Genomic DNA, 18,669 nt, shown 5'->3' with positions numbered 1-18,669 from the left:
AAAGCGCGCGGGCGCGCGCTGCCTTCGGCGGGGATATTTTTGGCCAGATGAAGAGCGGATCAGATGCAGCGGCCACCGTCGACCTCAAGCGCTGTGCCGGTGATCATGCTGGCCTCGTCCGAGCAGAGGAACAGGGCCGCGTTGGCCATGTCCTGAGGGGTTGAGAAACGACCGAGCGGGATGGTCGAGAGGAACTTGGCGCGAATCTCGGGCGTGTCTTCTCCCATGAAGGATTTCAGCAGCGGCGTTTCCCCCGCAACCGGGCAGATGGCGTTGACCCGCACGCCGGAGGAGGCCAGTTCGACCGCCATGGTTTTTGTTGCTGTGATCATCCAGCCCTTGGAGGCGTTGTACCAGTTCAGATTGGGGCGCGGCGACAGCCCGGCGGTTGAGGCGACGTTGAGGATCGCCCCGGCGCCGCGCGCTTTCATCGCCGGGACAAAGGCGCGGGCGGTTAGGTAGACGGACTTCATGTTCACGTTGAAGACGCGGTCAAAATCCTCTTCGCTCACGTCTTCCAGCGGGGTGGGCAAATGGGTGACGCCCGCGTTGTTGACCAGAATGTCGAGATGTCCAAAGGCAGCCTGAGCCACATCAGCCATCGCCTGAACCGACACGCCATCACTGACATCCACCTGCTGCGCCATGGCGGCGGAACCCAGTTGGACCGCCAAGTCCTGCGCCGCGTCGCCGTTGATGTCAGCGATCATCACGCGCGCGCCTTCGGCCAGAAACGTGTGTACGATCCCGGCCCCGAATCCAGATGCGCCGCCGGTTACAATTGCCGTTTTCCCCCCTAGCCTCATGGCGTTACCCTCCTGCCGCTTTTGCGGGTCAGAGTATCAACGGGTCGGCAAGATACCAGATCAATCTTCAGATACTTTGCCGCGCAGCGCCTTGACGTCGCCACGGGCCTTTTTCGCGGCGAGACGGCGTTTGACCGAGCCGTAGGTGGGCTTGGTGGCAATCCGCCGCTTGGGTTTGACCAGCGCCCGAGCAATCAGTTCTGCCAATCGGGTACGCGCAATCTCGCGGTTGCGGACCTGAGAACGGGTTTCTTCGCATTGAATGATGATCGCACCATCCTTGGTCCAGCGCCGCCCGGCCAGACGTTTCAAGCGGTTCTTCACCGGATCCGGCAGGGATGGCGAGCGCGCGGCCTCAAACCGAAGCTCGACAGCGGTCGAAACCTTGTTGACGTTCTGCCCACCGGGACCAGAGGAGCGTACAAAGCTCTCGGTCATTTCCCAATCCTGCAGGATGATATCGTCAGTGATGCGCAACATGGGTCAGACCTTACAAGGCGCGGGTGGAAACAGAAAGGGCCGCCCCGGTGGGACGGCCCTTCGAAAGTTCAGGAGGTCGGGTCGGTTAGATCAATCGACCAGCCGGAGCGAGCGCTCCGCCAAGGGCTGCCCTAGCAGGCTTTCCCCCCGGTTGTTCCGACACCTCTCTCCAATCTCTTTCTTGACACTGGATCACCTCCTTTTCTATCTGTTGCGGTTAGTTTTGAGCCTGACACAAGATGCGCCATTCTCAAAGCACTTTTTTACGCAGGCTGTGCGACGGTCAGACGGGCAACGATCACCTTGAACGGGATCAGGGCGATCAAAGCCAGTGACAGCTTTGCCAACCAGTCCGCAATGGCCAGCGTAACCCACAGCGGCGCCATCGGGCCGGACAGCATGAACGGCACAGGCTCCCACGCCCAGTTGATCGCGGCGTCGGCGTTGGCACCGAAGAAGGTGACCGAGGCCGAGAAGGCCAGTGTAAAGAAGATCGCAGTGTCCAGCGCCGATCCGACCAGAGTCGAAACCAGCGGCGCGCGCCACCAACGGCCACCGCGCATTGCGTTGAACACGGTGACATCGGTCAACTGTGCGATCAGGAAGGCGGTGCCCGAGGCAACAGCGATCCGCAGCGGTACAGCGGCATATTCGAAACCATCGCCCTGCAGCATGATCTGGCTACCGATCAGCGAGCAGATGATACCGGTGACAAACCCGGCGAACACGACCTTGCGGGCCGGACCCACGCCATAGACGCGGTTCATGATGTCAGTGACCAGAAAGGCCAGCGGATAGGTGAAAGCACCCCAGGTCAGCAATCCGTCAAGGATCAGGAACTGAACCAGAATGTTCGAGGCCACAACAATGGCGGCCATGGCAAGGATGCCGGGAATATAAGAGCGTTGCATTTTCAGATGCCCGTTTTGACAAGGTAGCGGCGACTTGGCCAAGGGCTCATCCCAAGGCAAGCCGTGCGTTTAGACCCTTGGTCGGGTCCTGTCAATCGGGCAGGAGGTATTCCACAAGTTCAGTCCGCTGCAGCGCCAGAAAGTTATCGTCCGAGACCATCGTTGCGCGCAGGCGGTTCTGATCGTCGCGCCACACCGACAGACCTTCGAGGTTGTCATGCGTCCCGGTGTCGGTTTCCAGCAGAACCTCCTCGGCGCGTGGCGTGTCGTTTGAGACGTCCCATCGACGCAGGCGGGTCCGAAATCCGATGAATGCGACCGAACGCTCAAGCACATAGAAGCGCCCGTCTGGGCCGAAATCAGCCGCAACGGGCAGGAAGCGATCCCGCGGTGGAAGGGTAAAAGGGGTCGACCAGGTGGTCCCGTCCCAGCGAAAAACCGGAATATCGCCGCTAGCCGTGCGGGTTTTCTCCGGCAGGGTATACAGGCGCCCTTGCCCGTCAATCGCCAGCCCTTCGAACGAGCCGTTGCGATTCAGCTCGCTGAAGGCGTGAGGGCGCGGCAGAACCAACGCGTTGGCTGCCGGAGAGCTATAATAGGCCACACGATGAACACCTTCGAAGGACACGAATAAGCCGCCACCTGGCGCAAGGGCGATTCCTTCAGAGTCCCCCGCCCGGCCGCTCAGCTTACGCCCCATACTGGACAGAAGCGGCCCGCGGTTTTGCACTTCGACACCCGATATCGCATCTCCATCGCGCGTGATCCGTGCCGTGACCAGGGTAGCTCGGTCACTCAGGAGGGTGACGTAGGATCCGTCGTCGCTCAGGTGTATGGCCGAGAAGCCACCGAACCAATCGGTGGCCTCGACCCACGTGTAGCTGCCCAGAAATGTGGCGCTTTTGACCTCAACCGCTGCGACCTGACCGGCCCATAAAACGGCGGCTATCAGTTGGACGACAAAACGGCAGCACATTGCTGGGGCAGATCGGCCAAAACATATTCGCGACGTTTCTTTGGCGCAGGCGCGTTCGGATCGGGTGGCGGAGGGTTGAGGATATTGTTGACCCACTCCTGTGCTTGCGCACAGCCATCACCCTTTGGTGGCGGGTCCTGATTGACACAGCCTTTCGACCCACGCGGACATTTCAGGCGCACATGGAAGTGGTAGTGATGACCCCACCAAGGCCGGATCTTGCGCAGATAAGCCCGGTTGCCCTTTTCTTCCTTGCACATCTGAACCTTGGCACCGGGGAACACAAAAATCCGCGCGACGCGCTTGTCCTTTGCGGCTGCTCGCAGAACGGCGTGGTGCTGTTTGGTCCAGTTTCCGTTGACGAAGGCTCCGTTCGCGCGACGCAGGGAAATGGACGAGATATTCTCACGCGCGTTACGCGACAGCCGCATGTTGTCTCCGGGCAGCATCCAGATATCGATATCCAGCCCCAATTGGTGCGAGCGATGGCCCGAGGTCATCGGCCCGCCCCGCGGCTGGCTGATATCCCCGACATAGAGACCATTCCAGCCCGGCTGCTTGGCCGCAAACCGGCTGAGGTCCTGCACGTAATCTATCGCCTCGGGGTGGCCCCAGTTGCGATTGCGCGACAGGCGCATGGCCTGCCATGTGGGCCCGGTTTCAGGCAGCTGCACCGATCCGGCGGCGCATCCGCGCGAATAACTGCCGAAGGCGGCAGGTTTTTGTTGTGAGCTTTGCTTTTGCGCCCCGAACAACTGCTTGGCCAGAGGCTGCGCCCCCGCCGTGCCTGCCCATGTGATCGTGGCTAATAGTGCCAAAAAACGTAGTAAAATCATCTGCTCTGATCCCCTTCCGGCTTTACCCAGCGCATCAGGAATAGCCCCAGAATAAACAACAGAATGATCGGTGACACCCCTAGTCTTGCACTACCAGTCACAGTTGTTGCTACCCCGATCAAGAGCGGCGCGGCAAAGGCAGTCGCACGGCCGGACAACCCATAAAGGCCGAAGCTCTCGACCGGAGCTTCGGGATCGGTATGGCGCACCATCATCGAGCGGCTGGCGGATTGCAGAACCCCTCCCATCCCGCCGATGAGGATTCCACAGCCGAAAAACACCATATCGGGCAGTCCGGACCCTTCGGGCAGCGCTATGCCGTAAATCTGCGTCCGGTCCATCGACACGACGGTGATACAGACAAAGATCAAAACCCAGATTGCGACCAAAATGACCGGTTTAGGGCCGTATTTCCGATCCAACTTACCCCCGATCCACGCAAAAATGGCCGAGGCCAGCACGCTGACAATCCCGAAGACACCGATCTTTATCAGGTCCCACTCAAGAACCAGCCGCGCGTAGACCCCGCCAAAGCTGTACAGCCCGTTCAACGCGTCGCGGTAAAACATGGACGACCCGAGATAAGTCGCCAGACTGACCCGGTGCCTCAGGTTCGAGATTGAGTGCCCCAACAGGCGTAGCGCCTCGGCGAAACTGCCGGATTTCTTGGCTTTTGGATCGTCACGTACCCACAGAAAATAGGGCACCATGAACAAAACAAACCAGACGGCTGTGAACGGCCCAACAAAACGCGTACCCTGACTGGTGGCGGCATCAAGGCCAAGCGCAGGCTCCATCCCGATCAATGTCTTACCGCTGGGCTGTTCGACAAACAGCGCCAGCATGATTGCCAGAGAAATCAGCCCGCCAAAATACCCGAAGGCAAACCCTGAGCCCGAGATCTCACCCACCTGATTATCATCGCCCAGTTCAGGCAGCTGCGAGTTGATGAAGATCAGCGCATATTCCGCCCCGACAAAGCCCAGCCCGAAGGCGGACAGCATCAGCCACATGTTCGAGCCGTCGGGCATCGTGTACCAAAGCGCAGCGGACCCCGCCGCATACATGACCGAAAACGCAAAAATCCACGGTATACGACGACCCGAAACATCTGCCATTGCCCCAAGCAGAGGCGCGCCAAAAGCGATGATCAGCCCGGTGATGGTCAGGCAATTGGCCCAGACTGTCTGCGCCCGTGCAGCGGCGGCTTGCGGGTCCAGCCCGGCATCGGTGAAATACCCTGCGGCGACCCCGGCGAAATAGGGGCCGAAAACAAAAGTGACCAGCAGTGTATGATAAGGCTGCGATGCCCAATCAAAAAACCACCAGCCCCAGATGCGCTTGCGATTGGAAATCTCTGCCATGACTGCCCCAGTTATTCTTTTGTCCAATAAGACGGGTGTTTGGCCCATTTCGCAAGCTTTCAGTTGGCGCAGCCTTGCTCTTTCCGGCGCGTGTGCTTAGGTCTTTTTCGGTCAAAGATACGGAGTACCCATGCTGTCGCTGATCCAAATCCTGCTGCTGATCCTGGACATTGTCTGGTTCATCATCCTCGCCCACGTGATCATGAGCTGGCTGATCAATTTCCAGGTGCTGAATCTGCACCAACAGCTGGTCGCGCAAATCTGGTACGGCCTGAACCGCATTCTCGAACCGATCTACGGTCCCATCCGCCGTATCCTGCCGAATATGGGCGGGCTCGACCTGACACCTTTGGTGGTGTTGATTGGCGTCTATGCGTTGCAGATCATCCTGACAAACAACATGGCCTATTTCTACTGACCTCTTGTTCACCGAATCTTAGTATGTGATTGTCCTGTCTTAAGAGCAGATAAACCATAAAACAGGGCAACCCCGCACATGTTCGACGCCGCACCCTTGCTGCGAGATGTCTTTGGATTCGACGACTTCCGCCCCGGTCAGGAAGAGATCGTCGATGCCGTGACTGCAGGCGAAAACGTGCTGGCCATCATGCCAACGGGCGGCGGCAAATCCCTGTGTTTTCAATTACCTGCTTTGCTGCGCGACGGTGTAACGGTGGTAATCTCTCCGCTGATCGCCTTGATGCGCGATCAGGTCCGAGGCCTGCAAGAGGCCGGGGTTGAAGCCGGTGCGCTGACCTCGGGCAACACGCCTGAGGAAACAGATGCTGTGCGGGAGGCGCTCGAGGCCGGGCGGCTCAAGCTGCTCTACATGGCGCCCGAGCGTCTGGCGGCCGGGTCCGCGCTGGGCATGTTACGTCGGATCAATGTCAGCCTGATCGCAGTCGATGAGGCGCATTGCGTCAGCCAATGGGGTCACGATTTCCGCCCCGACTACCTGCGGATCGGAGAGTTGCGGCGCGCCTTGAACGTACCTCTGGCCGCGTTCACCGCCACGGCGGATGCCGCAACGCAGGATGAGATCGTCGAGAAACTGTTCGACGGCGGCACCCCGCGCAAATTCCTGCGCGGCTTTGATCGGCCCAACATCCATCTGGCCTTTGCCGCCAAGGATGGTCCGCGCAAACAAATCCTCGACTTCGCCGCTGCGCGCAAAACCCAATCCGGCATCGTCTATTGCGGCACCCGCAACAAGACTGAAGTGCTGGCCAAGGCTCTGCGCGACGAAGGACATTCGACCTGTCACTATCACGGCGGTATGGACCCCGAGGACCGGCGCATCGTCGAAACGCGTTTTGCCCGTGAGGACGGGCTGATCGTCGTCGCCACCGTGGCTTTCGGGATGGGCATCGACAAACCCGATATCCGCTGGGTTGCCCATGCGGACCTACCGAAATCCATCGAGGCCTATTACCAAGAGATCGGCCGCGCCGGGCGCGACGGAGGCCCGGCTGAAACCCTGACTCTATTCGGCCCCGACGACATTCGCTTGCGGCGGTCTCAGGTGGATGAGGGCCTCGCCCCGCTCGAACGGCGCATGGCGGATCATGCACGCTTGAACGCGCTGCTGGGTCTGGCCGAGGCGCTGGTGTGCCGTCGTCAGACTCTTCTGGGCTATTTCGGAGAAACGGCCGAACCGTGTGGGAAATGCGATCTCTGCGACACCCCGCCCGAGGTTTTTGATGGCACAACCCCCGTCCGTATGGCGCTGTCGGCGATCCTGCGGACTGAAGAATGGTTTGGCAGTGGCCATCTGATCGACATCCTGCTCGCCAATGAAACCGATAAGATCCGTGCGCGTCGCCATGATACGCTGTCGACCTGGGGTATCGGTAAGGACTGGTCGCGCCCGCAATGGCAGGCGATCTTTCGGCAGATGATGGGCCATGATCTGGTCCGCCCCGACCCCGAACGCCACGGTGCCCTGCGCATGACCGAGGCCGCCAAACCGATCCTGAAGGGTGAGGCGCAGATCAACCTGCGCAAGGATACAATCCGCAAAGCCACTCGTCGTCCGGCAGTCAAGGCGATGGTAGCCGAAGAAGACGCGCCGCTGCTCTCTGCCCTCAAGGCCAAGCGCCGCGCTTTGGCCGAAGCCGCGCGTGTACCTGCCTATGTCATCTTCCCCGACCGCACCCTGATCGAAATGGCCGAGAAACGCCCGCAAGCACTGGACGACATGGCCCGCATCGGAGGGGTCGGTGCCAAGAAGCTTGAACGCTATGGTGACACCTTCCTTGAGGTCATCGCCGGGGCCGTAGAAGCTGTCCACCCCGCCCGCCGCAAGCTGGCCGGGCGCGAGCAGGGCGAGATTTACGACCGCCTGCTTGAGGTGCAGTCACAATTGTCACGCGGGCCAGAGGGGATCGACAAGCCGCTGAGCTGCACGGCCTCGCAACTGGCGAAGGTGGCGCAGATGCGACCCGATGATCTGCGCGGGGTCGAGCAGGTGTTGGGCGATCGTCGTCACGAAAGGTTTGGGGCGGCCTTTCTGGACGTGCTGCGGCAAGAGGGCTAAATACGCCCTATCAGGCAAGAAACGAGGGCGGATATGCTGGTAGTGATTTCCCCGGCCAAGCGGCTGGACTGGGCAGAGCGGGATGTTGAGGCCACGCAGCCCGACTTTCAGGACGATGCGATCCGTCTGTCCAAGACCGCGCGCAACCTGACGCTGGGCGACCTCAAGAAACTGATGGACCTCAGCGATGATCTGGCCCGGCTGAACCGGGACCGCTATCGCGCCTTCGCCGAAGCGCCCGAGCTTGAGGCCACCCGCCCCGCCGCACTGGCCTTTGCCGGTGACACCTATCAGGGGCTAGAGGCGGCCTCACTGGACGCTGATGAGATGGCATGGGCGCAGGACCATCTGCGAATCTTGTCCGGCCTTTACGGCGTACTACGCCCTCTGGACGCGATTCAGCCCTATCGGTTGGAAATGGGCAGCAAGCTGAAAACCCGGCGCGGCAAGAACCTGTATGAGTATTGGCGCGATCAGCTCAGCAAAGCACTGAACGCGCAAGGGGCTGAGGTTGGCAGCGAGGTCCTGGTTAACTGCGCCAGTCAGGAGTATTTCGGGGCGGTCGACATGAAAGCACTGAACCTGAAAGTTATCACTCCGGTCTTCATGGAAGATAAAGCCGGTACGCCCAAAATCGTCAGCTTTTTCGCCAAGAAAGCGAGGGGTGCAATAGCGCGGTACATCATTCAACATCGTCTGACCGATCCGGCCGGGTTGCTGGATTTTGACAGTGGCGGCTATGAATACCGCCCCGATCTATCGGAGGATGACAAGCCTGTTTTCGTGCGTCCCTACACTGCTTAGAGGGCAGGAAGCGAGGGGCCAACCCCTCGCGCTCCCCGGGATACTTTTAGCCAGATGAAGGTGGGATCCCTTTTTTGGGTCTTTGCCGATGCTTATTCGGGCTTGGACGTGACAAGTTCAGCGTCCTCGGGGCAATGGTCCAGGATCATTTGCTGGATGAGGTTCTTGTGCAGCGGTTTGGTCAGGTAGTGATCCAGACCGGCCTCCAGAATACCTTGATCATCCCCCGCCATGGCGTGCGCCGTCAGGGCGACGATTGGAACGTGGCGATTTGTTTCAACCTCGCGGCGGCGGATTTCGGCTGTGGCTTGTTTGCCATCCATGAGGGGCATCGAAATGTCCATGAAAATCAAATCGGGCGAAAATTCTTTATGGAGGTCAACAGCCTCTTGCCCGTTGCCTGCGAAACGCAGGTCGATGTTCAGATCCTTGACCATCTTCTTGAGGATAAGCTGGTTGGTCCGGTTATCCTCGGCGGCAAGAACGCGCATGATGCGGTTCCCGTTCGGCTGAGCCTCTTGCCTAGGCTGAGGCGACGTATCTGGCTGGGATGCGGCACCCCCCAAGGCGATCAGTCGGCTGTAAAGGTCGGACCGGGGGATGGGTTTTTGCAGAACACCTTCAATCAAATGCCGTGCAGGGCTGGCGTGAATGACCCCCGGATTGTTGGACATGATGACCACCGGCAACTTGGTCCAGCCGCGATCGTGCAGGATGGTTGCAAGTTCCATCCCGTCCATGTCGGGTAAGTCATGATCGCATAGGAACAGATCAATCGAGGGATCCAGCTTCGACAGCGCCTCCCCTCCGGAAGCACAGAGTGTGACCTTTGCCCCAAGGCGCCCCAGTTGCTTGGCGAGGATGGCCCGGTCGGCGGCCATATCCTCGACCAGCATCACGTGTTTCAGGCACCCTTGCAGGTCAGGCGGAGAGGGTTGTGGCCCCTCGGCGGTGGGCAGAGACACCCGGAAACCAAAACACGACCCTTGCCCAACTTCGCTTTCGACCCAGACATTGCCCCCCATCATGGTGATCAGGCGTTTGGTGATCGCGAGGCCCAGCCCTGTGCCTTCGAATTGGCGATTGCGCTCATCTTCGACCTGATTGAACTCACCAAAAATATGGTTGATCTTGTCGTCCTCAATCCCAATACCTGTGTCTTCGATGGCGATGTGAACGTCGCAATCCTGGCGGTCCGGGTGAGGAACACCGGTCACCCGGATCAGCACATGCCCCTCGCTGGTGAACTTGACGGCGTTGCCCACTAGGTTGGTCAGAACCTGCCGCACGCGCCCCGGATCCCCCACAAACAGCGTTGGCAGGAAGAGGTCGTAATCCACCAGCAGCGTCAGGCCTTTATCCCGCACGCTGGGCTGCAGCAACATCGCGACCTCAAGGATGCAGCGTTCGAGATCAAATTGCTCGGGGTGCAGGATCAGTTTGTCCGCTTCGATTTTGGAATAATCCAGCACATCGTTGATGATAACCAGAAGCGCCTCACCCGAGTTGCGGATCGTGTTGACATAGAGGCGCTGTTCTTTATCCATCGGTGTTTCGGACAGTAACTCGGTCATGCCAACGATGCCGTTCATGGGCGTGCGGATTTCATGGCTCATATTCGCCAGAAAGGCCGATTTGGCGCGGTTCGCAGCCTCGGCGCGGTCGCGTGCGGCCTGCAATTCGGCCTCATGTCGGACGGATGCGGTGATGTTCAGGGCAAGACTGACCACATCACCGCCGCTGCCACGCTGGTCGATCAGGCGGATATATTGACCATTCCATAGTTGGATCACTTCGGGTGGCGGATTGGCCCGTGCCCAGCGTCTTTGCATGCGGGCCTGCCAGTCCCCGGCCTGCTCCGCGCCGGTGTCGACGATGCCTTCGTTGGTCAGCAATTCAAGAATGCGCGTGTACGAGATACCCGGCGCAACCTCATCCAGACCTTCGAACACGCTCAGATAGGCAGTATTGGCCCCGATCAGGCAGCTGTCACCGTCGAAAAAGGCAAACCCGTCCTGAATGGTCTGGATCGAATGCCACAGCCGACGCTCGGCCACTTCGACCTTGGCATGGGCCTCGGTCAGGTCGGATTTGACCTTTTCATTCTCGTCCCGAACTGTTTCAACCTCGGCCTGGGTTTCACCAATGCGTTTGGTCAGGGCCATCGCATGGCGGCCCAGTTTGCGGTTGGCCGAGGACAGCTCGGCCTGTTTCAACGCCAACATCCGTTCCGCCGCCAGGCGCGCGCGCCGTTCCTGTGCCAGTTTTTGTGCAAGGCTCATGATGCGTGATTCCGGTCTGCTCTGCCGTCAGTATCCGGGCAATCGGTGAAAAAGTGTTTAAGCCGTTGCCTGAGGGGCACCGCACGTGTCAAATTGACCCCAAACAGGAGGTCACAATGCACCGCTTTGTATTTTTTTCAATAACTTACATCATTTCAACTTTCGCCCTGACGCTGGGCGCGCTGGCTCAGACTGCCGTGCCCGAGTTCCGCTATATCACGACCCGAGATGCAGATTTTTATGGCTCGGATCTGGATGCGCTGTTCGATACGGATCTGAAGTCCTGCATTCGCGCGTGTTCGGCCAATAAAAGCTGCACGGCTTTCACTTACAACACTCGGTCGGATGCCTGTTTTCCCAAAAGTGGCGTGAACCGGCAGGAACCATATCAAGGTGCGGTGTCGGCACAGAAAGTATTCACGCCAGAACAGACCCTAATATTGGGGAAAGCGCGCGCTGAAGCCCTCACATTCCTTAGCCCGAAAGACCTGAACGAAGCGTTTCAACAGGCCCGCGATCTTGGGTTTCGCCACTCTGCCGGAGGGCGTGACCTGCAGACTTTGCTGGAGTCGGCACTGAACGCAGATACGGACCGGCTTGCGATGTTGTGGACCGGGGCGGCCGTGACCCTCAGCGATGCACCCGACCTATGGGTTGAGTACGCCCGCCTGCTGCTGCGCCTGAACCCGAACGGATATCAGGAGCGGCAGGACTTCCGCACCCGTGCGCTGAACGCCGCCATCAACGGATATCTGCGCGCGGACACACCGGGGAAGCAAATTGCGGCGTTGATGGTGATGTCGGACGCGCTGGAAGCGGTCGAACGCGGGCGAGATATGGTGTCGGCACTGCGGCTGGCCGAACAGGTCCAACCGCGTGAGGATGTTTTGGCGGCTTTGGACGATGCCATCGGCAAATACGGGTTCCGGGTCATCGACAGCACAGTTGAAAGCAACGCCGCCGCGCCGCGTATCTGCGTTGAGTTCTCGGAACCCTTGGTCAAGGCGGGCGTCGACTATGACCCGTTTGTACAACGCAGTGACGATGGGCTGGTGGTGCAGGTCGACGGCAAAAGCCTTTGCCTGGATGGTGTCGCTCATGGTCAACGCTATCGCTTTGCCCTGCGCGACGGGCTTCCGGCTGCCTCGGGTGAGGCCCTGAACCGTACTGTCGAGCTGACGCACTACGTCCGTGACCGTGCTCCGTCGGTTCGGTTTCCGGGTCGCAGCTATGTGCTACCGAAATCGGCGGATGCAGCCTTGCCGGTTGAGACGGTCAATACCGGCTCTCTGGATCTGACCTTGCGACGCGTCAGCGACCGCAACCTGATCCGGGCGGTCCAGCAGGATTTCTTTGGCCGCCCCCTCAGCGAATGGCAGGAACGTGAATTCTCGGACGAGATTGCCGAGGATGTCTGGACCGGAACAGCCGAAATCGCAAACGAACTGAACCAGAGCATGACCGCCCGCCTGCCCATGGCGGAGGCAATTGCCGATCAACCCGCTGGGATCTACGCCCTGACTGCGCGCGTCCCCGGCGCAGATCCCTATGATGATCCGGGCGCAACGCAGTGGTTTGTGCTGACCGATCTGGGGATCAGCACGGCCCTTGGCACCGACGGGCTGCATGTCACCGTGCGCGGCCTGCACGACGCTACCGCGCGCGAGGGGATCGAGGTCTCGCTGGTCTCAAACGCCAACGCGGTGATTGCAAAGGCGCAGACAGATGCCACCGGCTATGTGCATTTCGAAGCGGGCCTGACCCGCGGCAAAGGGGCCAGCGCACCTGCTTTGGTGACGGTGGCGGATGGGGATTCTGATTTCAGCTTCCTCTCTCTGACCGACCCTGCTTTTGACCTGTCGGATCGCGGGGTCGAAGGGCGCGCGCCTGCGGATCCTGTGGATGTGTTCCTGACCACCGACCGGGGCGCCTATCGCGCCGGAGAGGTCATCCACACAACAGCCCTGTCGCGCGACAACACGGCTCAGGCCATCGAAGGCCTGCCCCTGACTGCCGTTCTCTATCGCCCTGATGGGGTGGAATATCGCCGCGCGGTCTCGGATGGCGGTGTTGCGGGCGGCCATGTCTTCAGCCTGCCCGTCGCCCCGGATGTGCCGCGCGGAACGTGGAAGATCGAGATCAAGTCCGACCCCAATGCCGATGCTCTGGCCCGTCAAACCGTGTTGGTTGAGGATTTCCTGCCCGAGCGCATCGACTTTGATCTCAGCCTGCCGGACGCCCCTCTCCGCCCCGGCGATACGCCGCCCTTGCAGATCGATGCACGCTACTTGTTCGGCGCGCCGGGGTCGGATCTGAGCATTGACGGTCAGGTCATCGCCCGCCCAACCGACGCCGTTCCGGGCTTTGAAACCTATCGCTTCGGCCGCTACGATGCCGAGACCTCAACCAAAAGCACCTATTTCGGTGATGCGCAGACGGATGCCTCTGGGCAGGCCTCGATTGCCGTCGAAATCCCCGTGTTAGAGACAAATGGTAAACCTCTTGAAGCCGAAGTTATCGCCCGACTTACCGATGGATCGGGCCGCCCTGTCGAACGCCGCCTAACGGCTCCGGTCCGCTCTGCACAGGCGATGATCGGTATTCGGCCCCTGTTCGAGGATGTGATCCCCGAAGGCGCCGAGGCCGCATTCCAAATCATCGGCCTGTCTCCGGACCTGACCGCTGAACCTATGCGCCTGCGCTGGACGTTGAACAGGCTGGAAACCCGCTATCAATGGTATCAGCTCTATGGCGATTGGAATTGGGAGCCGACCACGCGCCGCACCCGTATTGCCACAGGCGAGCTCGAGACAGGCACTGAACCGCTGAACCTGTCCCAGCCGGTTGACTGGGGGCAGTACGAACTCGTGGTCGAACGCCTCGACGGCGCCTACGCGGAAACCGCCGTGGAGTTCAGCGCGGGCTGGTATCAGGCGGCAGACGCCTCAACCTCGCCCGACCGACTAGAGATGTCGCTGGACCGCGACAGCTATCGCCCGGGTGAGACGGCGCAACTGCGGATCGTGCCGCGCATGGCGGGCGTGGCGCAGATCGAGGTCCTCTCGAACCGTCTGATCCACCGCCAGATGGTCGACGTGCCAGAGGGCGAAACCGTGATCCCGATCGACGTGACCGAGGATTGGGGTGCGGGGGCCTATGTCACCGCCACCGTGATCCGTCCCATGGATGTCGCAGCCGGTCAGAACCCGGCACGGGCAATGGGCGTGGCCCATGCAACGGTTGAGCCTGTTGGGCGCGTATTGGATGTGAGCATTATTGTGCCGCAGGTGACCTCTCCGAGAACGACGCAAAAAGCCCTTATTAGGGTGGAGAATACTCCAGAAGGTGAGCCTGTTTGGCTAACCCTGGCCGCCGTGGATGTCGGCATCCTGAACCTGACCGGTTTCGAAAGCCCCGATCCGCAGGTTTACTATTTCGGCCAGCGCCGTCTGGGTGTGGACCTGCGTGATGTCTATGGCCGCCTGATCGACGGCATGAACGGTGCAATGGGCACGATCCGCTCCGGTGGAGACAATTCGGGGATGCAGAGGCAATCCCCTCCGCCTACACAAGACCTGATGGCCGTTTTCAGCGGCCCGGTTCAGGTGGATGCAAACGGCGAGGTTGAGGTCGACATCCCTCTGCCCGCCTTCAACGGAACCGTGCGGCTGATGGCGGTCGCCTGGTCGGCGGCAGCCGTCGGACAGGCCGAGGCCGAGATGATCGTGCGCGACCCCGTGGTCGTCACAGCCAGCCTGCCCCGTTTTCTGGCCCCCGGCGACCAAAGCCGGATGTTGCTTGAGATCGTCCACACCGATGGCCCATCAGGCGAGATGGCGCTGGGGCTGACCGCATCATCCGGGTTGGAGTTGGGAACAGCGCCCACCAGCTTTGTTCTGGAGGATGGCGGTAAGGCGGTGTTCGAAATCCCGCTGCGCGCGCTCGCCGTCGGAGACCCGGAAATCAGCGTAGCGATCACGACGCCGGATGGCCGTGACTTGTCGCAAACCCTCCGGATGCCAATACGCGCAAACGACCCTATTGTGGCTCAAACACGGCGGTTTTCGCTGGCTACGGGCGACAATTTCCTGTTCACCCAGGACGTTTTCGATGGCTTCCAGCCCGGCACCGCAAAGGCGATCTTATCCGCGGGAGCTTTGGCAAAGTTCGACACGCCCGCCCTGCTGGATCAGTTGAATCGCTACCCATATGGCTGCACCGAGCAAATCACCAGCAAGGCTCTGCCGCTGCTGTACCTGTCGTCCGTGGCGCAAGCGTCGGGGCTGGGTGACGGGCCAATTGTGGATCAACGCATCAGCGACTCGATCCGCAGTATCCTGACCCGGCAGGCCCCGAACGGAGCGTTCGGCCTCTGGCGCGCAGAAAGCGGAGATTTCTGGTTGGACGCCTATGTCACCGACTTCCTCTCACGCGCCCGAGCGCGAGGCCACTCGGTGTCGGACCGCGCCTTCGCGCAGGCCATGGATAACCTCCGAAACCGCGTAAACTATGCCCCGGATTTCGACGAAGGCGGTGAAGATATCGCCTATGCTCTGATGGTGCTGGCGCGCGAAGGCGCAGCCTCGATGGGCGATCTGCGCTATTACGCGGATACCAAGGGGGACGTTTTCGACACCCCTCTGGCCGCCGCGCAACTTGGGGCGGCGCTGGCGTCCTACGGAGATCAAACCCGTGCCGACGCCATGTTCGCCCGTGCGGCCCAGCTGCTGCAGCGTCGACCCGCGCAGGAGCGCTACCTGTGGCGGGTCGACTACGGCACAGATCTGCGGGATGCCGCCGGTCTTCTGACCCTTGCGGTCGATGCGGGCAGTCAGGCAGTGGATCGCGACGCGCTTGTCCAGCGTGTCACCTCAGGCCGCGCGCATTTGTCGACGCAGGAGGCTTCATGGTCCCTGCTGGCCGCGCATGCGCTTGTATCAGACCCATCCGACTCGGGGTTGATGGTGAACGGCACGCCGGTCTCGGGTCCCTTCGTTCAGGTGCGTGATGCAGGGTTTACCGATGACCTGAACATCTCGGCCACCGCAGCCAACCCAACCGATATCACGCTGACAGTGACGGGCATCCCAACCACTCCGCCCGAAGCCGGAGGCACCGGATACGCCATAAACAGAGCCTATTACTCGCTTGAAGGCGACCCTCTGGACCGGTCCACCTTCACCGCCGGCGACCGCTTTGTAACCGTCCTGACCGTCACACCGTTCGAGAACGGCGGCGCGCGGTTGATGATCGACGATCCTCTGGCTGCAGGGATCGAGATCGACAACCCCAACCTGTTGCGATCAGGCGATGTGCGCTCGTTGGATTGGCTGGACTTGTCCGACGCGACGCACACCGAGTTCCGCTCGGACCGCTTCCTGGCGGCGGTCGATCTGTCTACAGGCGAGACGGTGACGCTGGCCTATGTAGCCCGCGCCGTCACGCCCGGTGTGTTCCACCATCCGGCTACCTCGGTCGAGGATATGTATCGCCCGCAAAACCGCGCGCGGACGGAAACCGGGCGGGTTGAGGTGCGGTGATCCTTCGCCCTCCATATCGGCGCAAGGGGTTCGCCCCGGTATTGCTGGCGCTGGCCTCTGCGCTCTACCTGACCGCCTTTGCGCGGGACCAGTTGGATGCGTGGGTAGACGCGACCGTCCTGCCACCTGTTCTGGCCGAAACCTCGGTCGAAGTCAGGGACCGGGACGGAGCCCTTTTGCGGGCCTTCCCGATCGAAGATGGCATCTGGCGCATGCGCCCCGGCCCGGTGGACCCGGCGTTCATCGAAATGCTGGTGCGGTATGAGGATAAACGGTTCTGGTCGCATTCCGGCGTCGACCCCCTCGCGTTTCTTCGCGCTGCCGGGCAAGCCCTTTGGAACGGACGTACCGTTTCGGGTGGATCGACCCTTACCATGCAGGTCGCGCGGCTGATCGAGGATGGCTCAACCGGGCGCTGGAGTGGCAAAATTCGCCAAGTTAGGGTCTCGTTTGCGCTGGAACGGCGTCTGAGCAAGCAGCAGATCCTAGACCTCTATCTGACCCACGCGCCCTATGGTGGCAATCTGGAAGGTCTTCGCGCAGGCAGCCGTGCGTGGTTTGAAAAAGACCCGGCGCGGCTGACCCCCGCACAGGCCGCTCTGCTGATTGCCCTTCCCCAGTCTCCAGAGGTTCGACGCCCGGACCGCGCGCCTTTGACTGCCCGAGACGCGCGCGACCGGGTTCTGAAGCGGATGCAGTCCTATGGGGTTCTGACCGAATCCGAGACGCACAGTGCGCTGAACGAAGATATCTCGGATCAGATGCGCCCATTTCCCCGTTTGGCCCCTCACCTGACAGACCGAGCGCGGCGTGAAAACCCGGAAGCTGAGGCTTTGGACCTGACACTGGATGCCGGGCTGCAGGAACGGCTGGAGCCTCTTGTGGCGCAGGCAGCGGCGCGAGCGGGGCCGCGTATTTCGGGGGCGCTGATCGTGGCTGATCACCGCAGCGGAGAGATTCTGGTCTCGGTCGGATCTGCGGGCTACGTCGGAGCGCGGCAAGGGTTTGTGGATATGACCCAAGCGCTGCGCTCACCGGGATCGACGCTGAAACCTCTGGTCTACGGGTTGGCCTTCGATCAGGGGCTTGCCCATCCCGAAACGCTGATCAGCGACAGCCCGGTGATGTTTGGTCGCTACGCGCCACGCAACTTCGATGGCATATTTCGCGGCGATGTGCGGGTTCGGGACGCGCTGCAAATGTCGCTTAATATTCCAGTTGTACGCCTGACGGATGAGCTTGGGCCTGCGCGCGTGATGGCCGCCCTTAAGCAGGCCGGAGCCCACCCGAAACTGAAAGGAGGCACCCCAGGCCTTGCCATCTCACTGGGGGGTGTCGGGCTGAGCCTGCGCGATCTGGTGCAACTCTACGCCACGTTGGCCGCAGGTGGGCAGGGGCCATGGTTGCGCCATGAGGCCTTGGCGGATCGCGCTAAGTCGCCTCGGGTTCTGTCAGATGACGCGGCATGGCAGGTGAGCGATATTCTGGTCGGTCTTGCCCCTCCACCAGGGGCCGCTGCATTTGGCTTGGCGTATAAGACCGGCACGTCCTACGGGCACCGGGACGCCTGGGCGATCGGCTTTGACGGCCAGCATGTCATCGGTGTGTGGCTCGGGCGCGCGGATGGAACTCCGGTCCCCGGCGCCTTTGGTGGAGAGTTGGCGGCCCCCCTGTTGTTTGAAGCCTTCGGTCATCTGAAACCGACTGCCACGCCATTGCGCCCACCACCGCCATCGACTTTGATCGTGGGGGCCGCCGAACTGCCGCAACCTTTGCAACGCTTTCGGCCCCGAGGGGCAGCGTTCGACGATGACCCAAGCGCCCCGGACCTGATCTTTCCGCCCAATAACTCTGTGTTAGAGACGGATGGAGGCCCGGTGACCGTGAAAGTGCGCGGCGGCGTTGAACCATTCTCGCTTTTGGCGGATGGCGTTCCGGTATTGACTGGGCAACGACATCGCGAGTTCGACATCCCGAACCCGGGTCGCGGGTATTCCGCACTGGTGGTGGTAGACGCCCATGGCGCGTCAGATCGGGTGTCAGTTCGGATCGACTAAAGCGGTTCCATCAAGTGACTCGAATGTCCGAGAACGCTGATAGCGTGGCAGGGTATTTGTGTCGCAAGTCAAACCCT

At 60.9% G+C, this 18,669-nt stretch carries 12 protein-coding genes; 5 read left to right on the top strand and 7 right to left on the bottom strand.

From position 1 onward, the window contains the following. Positions 1-59: 59 nt before the first annotated feature. The 6 genes from ACP15L_RS15215 to ACP15L_RS15190 form a co-directional block, all read right to left on the bottom strand. On the bottom strand, positions 60-806 hold the full coding sequence (locus ACP15L_RS15215; RefSeq protein WP_425084827.1) for an SDR family oxidoreductase: 747 nt from the start codon (positions 804-806) through the stop codon (positions 60-62). A gap of 60 nt (positions 807-866) precedes the next feature. Further along, entirely contained in the window at positions 867-1,286 is a 420-nt protein-coding gene (arfB, locus tag ACP15L_RS15210) for an alternative ribosome rescue aminoacyl-tRNA hydrolase ArfB (protein WP_425084826.1), read from the bottom strand. A 263-nt stretch (positions 1,287-1,549) separates the two neighbouring features. Then, the gene (locus ACP15L_RS15205) at positions 1,550-2,197 is read right to left on the bottom strand and encodes a queuosine precursor transporter (protein WP_425084825.1); all 648 of its coding nucleotides are present in this window, start codon (positions 2,195-2,197) and stop codon (positions 1,550-1,552) included. A 91-nt stretch (positions 2,198-2,288) separates the two neighbouring features. Next, positions 2,289-3,173, bottom strand: coding sequence for an esterase-like activity of phytase family protein (locus ACP15L_RS15200; RefSeq protein WP_425084824.1), 885 nt, complete (start codon positions 3,171-3,173; stop codon positions 2,289-2,291). After that, positions 3,146-4,009 (bottom strand): penicillin-insensitive murein endopeptidase, encoded by an 864-nt coding sequence (gene mepA / locus ACP15L_RS15195; RefSeq protein ID WP_170379497.1) that lies wholly within the window; start codon positions 4,007-4,009, stop codon positions 3,146-3,148. Before mepA ends, ACP15L_RS15200 begins: the two co-directional genes overlap by 28 nt. Further along, positions 4,006-5,373 carry an MFS transporter gene (locus tag ACP15L_RS15190; RefSeq protein WP_425084823.1) on the bottom strand — a complete coding sequence of 456 codons (1,368 nt, stop codon included), beginning with the start codon at positions 5,371-5,373 and terminating at the stop codon, positions 4,006-4,008. The genes mepA and ACP15L_RS15190 overlap by 4 nt, the downstream gene beginning before the upstream one ends. A gap of 130 nt (positions 5,374-5,503) precedes the next feature. On the opposite strand from ACP15L_RS15190, the gene ACP15L_RS15185 reads away from it, so the two are divergent. The 3 genes from ACP15L_RS15185 (at position 5,504) to yaaA (ending at position 8,713) form a co-directional block, all read left to right on the top strand. After that, the gene (locus tag ACP15L_RS15185; RefSeq protein ID WP_425084822.1) at positions 5,504-5,791 is read left to right on the top strand and encodes a YggT family protein; all 288 of its coding nucleotides are present in this window, start codon (positions 5,504-5,506) and stop codon (positions 5,789-5,791) included. A gap of 78 nt (positions 5,792-5,869) precedes the next feature. Then, positions 5,870-7,909 (top strand): DNA helicase RecQ, encoded by a 2,040-nt coding sequence (recQ, locus tag ACP15L_RS15180; RefSeq protein WP_425084821.1) that lies wholly within the window; start codon positions 5,870-5,872, stop codon positions 7,907-7,909. Between the two features lie 33 nt (positions 7,910-7,942). Continuing rightward, entirely contained in the window at positions 7,943-8,713 is a 771-nt protein-coding gene (gene yaaA, locus ACP15L_RS15175; RefSeq protein ID WP_425084820.1) for a peroxide stress protein YaaA, read from the top strand. Between the two features lie 92 nt (positions 8,714-8,805). Here yaaA and ACP15L_RS15170 read toward each other — a convergent pair whose 3' ends face one another. Further along, the gene (locus ACP15L_RS15170; RefSeq protein WP_425084819.1) at positions 8,806-10,995 is read right to left on the bottom strand and encodes a response regulator; all 2,190 of its coding nucleotides are present in this window, start codon (positions 10,993-10,995) and stop codon (positions 8,806-8,808) included. 116 nt (positions 10,996-11,111) lie between these two features. On the opposite strand from ACP15L_RS15170, the gene ACP15L_RS15165 reads away from it, so the two are divergent. Together ACP15L_RS15165 and pbpC are read left to right on the top strand one after the other, a co-directional pair. Continuing rightward, positions 11,112-16,535 carry an alpha-2-macroglobulin family protein gene (locus tag ACP15L_RS15165; RefSeq protein WP_425084818.1) on the top strand — a complete coding sequence of 1,808 codons (5,424 nt, stop codon included), beginning with the start codon at positions 11,112-11,114 and terminating at the stop codon, positions 16,533-16,535. Then, positions 16,532-18,592, top strand: coding sequence for a penicillin-binding protein 1C (gene pbpC / locus ACP15L_RS15160; protein ID WP_425084817.1), 2,061 nt, complete (start codon positions 16,532-16,534; stop codon positions 18,590-18,592). Before ACP15L_RS15165 ends, pbpC begins: the two co-directional genes overlap by 4 nt. Positions 18,593-18,669 lie beyond the last annotated feature (77 nt).

This window comes from Ruegeria profundi, assembly GCF_049800715.1.
GTDB lineage: Bacteria > Pseudomonadota > Alphaproteobacteria > Rhodobacterales > Rhodobacteraceae > Ruegeria > Ruegeria profundi_A.
Note: the sequence above shows the minus strand (reverse complement) of the source record. Positions and strands in the feature narration are given on the sequence as shown.